We start from the raw sequence: 5,288 nt of genomic DNA on the forward strand, positions 1-5,288 counted from the left end.
GCCGCAGATTACTTCCGGCCAGCGATCCAGCATACCAGGCCCGCCGCCGCTCGCGCCGTTGCCCCGCCGCGAACGTTCGCAATTATCGCGAGGGAAAAAACAAATCGACGCTCGGCTCGATCTGCACGGCATGACGCAAACGCGCGCCCACCGCGAGTTGTCGAGCTTTCTGCACCGCTCCCATAGCGCCGGATTCACTTTCGTGCTGGTCATCACCGGAAAGGGCAAGATCGGACCTGAATCCGAGCGCGGCATATTGCGACGCCAAGTGCCACAATGGCTGGCGCTGCCGGAATTCCGTGCGCTCGTGGTCGGTTTTGAACAGGCCCATGTCGGCCACGGCGGCGAGGGCGCGCTTTACATTCGAATCAGGCGGGCAAGAATTTAACATCTCAGAATGGCCTGACGATTCCGACCCGCGGCACCAGAGTCGCTACCCAGCCCAGAGCTAGGTTCGCTCGGTCCTTGAATGAAACCGGCGGCACTGGCTTGGAGGCAGGCAGTGCTTTGACGGCATGCAAAATCAGAAACATGCAGACCGCCCAGTTCGATATCCATCGGGAGTAATCGAACACGATCGCAAACATGATGAGATAACCGGCGCTCACCAGAACGACACTCGCGGTCACTGTGCGGCGGTGCCATTCGTCTGACAGAGCGCGGACTGAACTGGCAAAGTATTTCCAAACGGGGCTGTGCAACCAGATCAGCAGAGCGAAGACCGGAATTCCCAGAATATTGGATGGCAGGCGCTGCCACGTGTCGAGAATTTCCTTCGAAAGCGGCTGGTACCAAATGTAACTGAATTGCAGCAGATCGGTTCGGGCAGGATCCGCCATTCTACTCTGCAGGTGGCGGATAAAGTCTTCTTTGGGCACCGTCATCGTCCCGAAGAATTGCGCGGAGAAGAACAACAAGACAACGCACGCTGCCGCGAATACGCCGATTGCGACATTCCAGCGGTTAAACCCCAGCACGAGATAGTAACGCAGCACCACGATCACCGTGATGGTCGGCACGTACATCAATAGATGAATGTGGTGGATCAGAATGAGGATCATCGATCCCAACGCCGCGACGATAACGAATGCGACGGAACGCGCAGGCGCGAGCAGCAGCGAGATCGCCAGCATGCAGCCGTAGATGTCGAAATGCCCGAGCGTGTACATGAAGTTCTTTAGAAAGAATGGCGAGCCTGCCATCAACACGAACAACGGCAGGTCGCGGTCCCAGAGAGCGAAGGTCCGGTGAAACAGTTTGATGAAAAGGCCGGTCGTGACGAGCCAGACGAGGCCGGATAACGCAAACACAAGCCACACGGAAGTTTTCGGAAAGAACAGCGAGAGGGTAGCGCCGATCAGTGCGCGCTTGGTAAATCCGAAATGATAATCGACCAACAGATGAATGTAGGGGACGTAAGGCTCACGGGTCAGCTTGTAGAGAAAAACTCCGATCACCACGGCGACATTGGCGGCAAGCATCAGGCGCCAGGGATTTTCCTGTCGGCGCAGCTTTAAGCTCATCATCGTCCCGACCAGCGAAGCAAGGGACCCAATTTGTGGCGTTTTGTGAATCTGCGAAAGCTGGCGCGTCATCGGACCCGGTGACGGCAATCAATCGTTATGGGTCCTTGCTTGCCAAGGCAAGCCGATCTGATCGCAACTCAGAGAATAAACCGGCTCAAATCGGCATTCTTGGCGAGATCGCCGACGTGCTTCTGCACGTAATCGGCGTCGATCTGAATCGTCTCGCCATGGCGGTCGGGCGCGGCAAACGAAATGTCGTCGAGTACCCGCTCCATGACTGTCTGCAAGCGTCGCGCGCCGATGTTTTCAACGCTCGAATTGACGGCGACGGCAACGTCGGCGAGCGCCTCGATCGCGCTGTCGGTAATGTCCAGCGTCACGCCCTCCGTGCCCATCAGCGCAACATATTGCTTGATCAGGGACGCCTCGGGTTCGGTAAGAATACGGCGCATGTCGTCGCGGCTAAGCGCCGCCAACTCGACGCGGATCGGCAGCCGCCCTTGCAATTCCGGCAGCAAATCCGATGGCTTGGCGATATGAAATGCGCCGGAGGCGATAAACAGAATATGGTCGGTTTTTACGGCGCCATGCTTGGTCGAAACCGTTGTGCCCTCGATTAGCGGCAACAGGTCGCGCTGCACTCCCTCGCGCGAAACGTCGCCGCCGCCGCTGCGGCCTTCGCGCACGCAGATCTTGTCGATCTCGTCGAGGAACACGATGCCGTTGTTCTCGACCGAGCCGATCGATTCCTGCACCAGTTGATCATTGTCCAACAGCTTGTCGGACTCCTCATTGACGAGAAGGTCGTGAGAATCCTCGACCGTGAGCCTGCGGGTCTTTGTACGGCCGCCCATCTTGCCGAAGATGTCGCCGATCGAAATCGCGCCCATCTGGGCCCCGGGCATGCCTGGTATTTCGAACATCGGGGTGCCACCCGAGGATTGCATTTCGAGTTCGATCTCCTTTTCGTTCAGTTCGCCGGAGCGCAACTTCTTGCGGAACGAGTCGCGCGTCGTGGCGCTGGAGTTCGCCCCGACCAATGCATCCAGCACCCGTTCTTCGGCGGCGAGTTGCGCGCGGGCTTGCACGTCCTTGCGCTTGCGCTCGCGGGTTTGCGCGATCGCCACTTCGACGAGATCGCGAATGATCTGTTCGACGTCGCGGCCGACATAGCCGACCTCGGTGAACTTGGTGGCTTCGACCTTGATGAACGGCGCACCGGCCAGTTTCGCCAGCCGCCGCGCGATCTCGGTTTTGCCGACTCCGGTCGGGCCGATCATCAGGATGTTTTTCGGCAGCACTTCCTCGCGCAAGGAGCCGGTCAGCTGCAGTCGTCGCCAGCGGTTGCGCAGCGCGATGGAGACCGCGCGTTTGGCGTCGGTCTGGCCAACAATGAAACGGTCAAGTTCGGAAACGATTTCGCGGGGGGAGAAGTCGGTCATTTGCCCTAGTTAGGTTTGAAAGGCTGCTGACACAAGCGCCGCTGGATCATCGGCTGCATCGGCAGTCTAATGCGCCCGGCGGCATTGTGCCCAATGGCGTTACGAATATCCAAGTTCAGCGGATCGTCTCGTCCCAGCCTCATGGGTCGCGGACCATCAGCAGAGCAGGACCATCGGGCGTTTCTACCGGGCCGTGCTTTTCAAATCCCGCCTTCTCGTAAGCACGAATAGCGCGAGTATTCGCCGGATCGGGATCGGTCACGACGCGTGGAAGTCCTTTCTCCAACAGATCGTCGACGAAGCAACGAATGAGAGCCGTGCCGTGGCCGCGTCCGATCATGTTTGGATCACCGATGAACAGGTCGATGCCGCGCGTGCCCTTGGGCTGCGTGCCTAAACCTGTATTCCAGTCCGTCAGATTGTAGCTTTGAAGATAGCCGAACGGATTGCCGGCCGTGGAAATGATGAATTGATGCATGTTCGCCTCAGTGAGGTCGCCGCTGACCAAGGCATATTGCTGTTCGGGATCGCCCCACCATTCCAGCACATGAGGCATTGCCAACCAGCGCTGGATCAGCGGTAGATCGGCCGCAACCATCGAGCGGAAGGCGTAATCCGAAGCCATCCCTTAGCCGCTTTGCAGGGTTTCGATGGTCACGTTGCGGTTGGTATAGACGCAGATGTCGGCAGCGATATCGAGCGAGCGGCGCACGATGCTCTCGGCGTCCTTTTCGGAATCGATCAGCGCCCGCGCTGCGGCAAGGGCATAATTGCCGCCGGACCCGATTGCCATCACGCCCGCTTCCGGCTCGAGCACGTCGCCGGTCCCCGTCAACACCAGTGAGACTTCCTTGTCGGCGACGATCATCATCGCTTCCAGCCGTCGGAGGTACCGATCGGTTCGCCAGTCCTTGGCAAGTTCGACCGCGGCGCGGGTCAACTGGCCCGGATATTGTTCGAGCTTGCTTTCCAGCCGCTCAAACAACGTGAACGCGTCTGCGGTAGCGCCCGCAAATCCCCCGATCACGTCGCCCTTGCCGAGCTTGCGCACCTTTTTGGCGTTGGATTTGATCACGGTCTGGCCGATCGAGACCTGCCCGTCACCGCCGATTACTACCTTTCCGGCTTTGCGGACCGTCAGGATGGTCGTACCGTGCCAAACCGGCGATTGGGGCTGTGATGCTTGCATAGAGGACCTCGGACTTCGGTCAGATTTAGTGACTAAGATGCGAGGTTACAATCAGGGTTGCCGCACGTGTTTCGGGCGAACTGGCAGCCGCCTCGCGAGCGGAGCGCGCGCCGAAGCTCGCGGGCATCGAAACCGGTCACCATAAGCCCAAGTTGGCTCTTTGCGGGCAGTCACGCAGTAGCGAAGGCAGGGGCGGCCTGTTAAAAGGGCGCGTTTTCGGCCGAGGGGACGGTCGATGGCTCGGCCAAGGGAAGCCCACTTCATGCGTAGCGCCACTGTCAAGCGCAAGACCAAAGAGACTGACATCGAGGTGACGGTGAACCTTGATGGCGCTGGCGTGTCCGAGATCGCGACCGGGATTGGCTTCTTTGATCACATGCTCGAGCTGCTGGCTCGGCATTCGCGGATCGATCTTACGGTCAAGGCGGCCGGCGACCTTCACATCGATCATCACCATACCACCGAAGATGTCGGCATCGCGTTGGGACGGGCGGTGAAGCAGGCACTCGGCACCATGGCGGGCATCACCCGCTACGCCTCCATCCACATGCCGATGGATGAAACCCTGTCTCGCGTCGTGATCGACATATCCGGTCGGCCGGTACTCGTGTTCAAGGTCGAGTTTCCGCGCGACAAGGTCGGCCAATTCGATACCGAACTGGTGCGCGAATGGTTCAACGCCTTTGCGATCAACGCTGGCGTGACTTTGCACGTCGAGACCCTATATGGCGAGAACAGTCATCATATAGCCGAATCCTGCTTCAAGGGTCTGGCGAGGGCGCTGCGCGCGGCGGTCGCGATCGATCCGAGAGCCGCAGGCGAGGTGCCCTCTACCAAGGGTCAGCTCGGCGGCTGAATCCTGTTCGCGGCGGAGAGGTGCGATGCCGGTTTACACAGTTCACGCTCCTGTAACGAGCAGCGCCGATTTGCTGGCGGCTGATCGCTTTGTTTTCGTTCGCGACGGATTCCATTTCTGGGCCGCAGTTTTGGGCATCGTCTGGCTGGCGTGGCATCGGCTTTGGCTTGTCCTACTCGGCTGGATCGTTCTGATGACGGCGATTGATTTCGGAATGACCAGGCTCGGACTCGAGGGAGGAACCATTTTTCTCACCGACCTGGTGCTGGCGCTGC

The 5,288-nt window shown here is 59.2% G+C and carries 7 protein-coding genes; 3 read left to right on the plus strand and 4 right to left on the minus strand.

The genetic code is table 11. From position 1 onward, the window contains the following. The coding region (locus tag VJV58_RS14290; protein ID WP_324138013.1) for a Smr/MutS family protein at positions 1 to 388 on the plus strand (388 nt) is incomplete at its 5' end. Positions 389 to 392: 4 nt separating this feature from the next. Here VJV58_RS14290 and VJV58_RS14295 read toward each other — a convergent pair. The 4 genes from VJV58_RS14295 to hslV all read right to left on the minus strand — a co-directional run bounded on the left by VJV58_RS14295 (position 393) and on the right by hslV (position 4,157). Then, a complete protein-coding gene (locus VJV58_RS14295) occupies positions 393 to 1,526 on the minus strand; it encodes a hypothetical protein (protein ID WP_414641494.1) in 1,134 nt (377 codons plus the stop codon). Positions 1,527 to 1,663: 137 nt separating this feature from the next. Next, complete coding sequence (hslU, locus tag VJV58_RS14300; RefSeq protein ID WP_324138015.1) at positions 1,664 to 2,968, minus strand: ATP-dependent protease ATPase subunit HslU; 1,305 nt, start codon at positions 2,966 to 2,968, stop codon at positions 1,664 to 1,666. Between the two features lie 139 nt (positions 2,969 to 3,107). Continuing rightward, positions 3,108 to 3,593: a GNAT family N-acetyltransferase gene (locus VJV58_RS14305; RefSeq protein WP_324138016.1), complete on the minus strand. Its 486-nt coding sequence runs from the start codon at positions 3,591 to 3,593 to the stop codon at positions 3,108 to 3,110. Between the two features lie 3 nt (positions 3,594 to 3,596). Next, positions 3,597 to 4,157 carry an ATP-dependent protease subunit HslV gene (hslV, locus tag VJV58_RS14310; protein ID WP_324138017.1) on the minus strand — a complete coding sequence of 187 codons (561 nt, stop codon included), beginning with the start codon at positions 4,155 to 4,157 and terminating at the stop codon, positions 3,597 to 3,599. A gap of 262 nt (positions 4,158 to 4,419) precedes the next feature. Between hslV and hisB the strand changes: the two genes are divergently transcribed. After that, positions 4,420 to 5,013, plus strand: coding sequence for an imidazoleglycerol-phosphate dehydratase HisB (gene hisB, locus VJV58_RS14315; RefSeq protein ID WP_324138018.1), 594 nt, complete (start codon positions 4,420 to 4,422; stop codon positions 5,011 to 5,013). Positions 5,014 to 5,038: 25 nt separating this feature from the next. Next, positions 5,039 to 5,288: DUF2628 domain-containing protein (locus VJV58_RS14320; protein WP_324138019.1), on the plus strand; the 250-nt coding region annotated here is incomplete at its 3' end.

It is taken from the genome of Bradyrhizobium sp. (assembly GCF_035273305.1).
Taxonomy (GTDB): Bacteria; Pseudomonadota; Alphaproteobacteria; order Rhizobiales; family Xanthobacteraceae; genus Bradyrhizobium.

Coding starts and splice junctions, on each gene's coding strand:
- VJV58_RS14295 (WP_414641494.1), bottom strand. CDS start 1,526: ATGATGAGCTTAAAGCTGCGCCGACAGGAAAATCCCTGGCGCCTGATG.
- hslU (WP_324138015.1), bottom strand. CDS start 2,968: ATGACCGACTTCTCCCCCCGCGAAATCGTTTCCGAACTTGACCGTTTC.
- VJV58_RS14305 (WP_324138016.1), bottom strand. CDS start 3,593: ATGGCTTCGGATTACGCCTTCCGCTCGATGGTTGCGGCCGATCTACCG.
- hslV (WP_324138017.1), bottom strand. CDS start 4,157: ATGCAAGCATCACAGCCCCAATCGCCGGTTTGGCACGGTACGACCATC.
- hisB (WP_324138018.1), top strand. CDS start 4,420: ATGCGTAGCGCCACTGTCAAGCGCAAGACCAAAGAGACTGACATCGAG.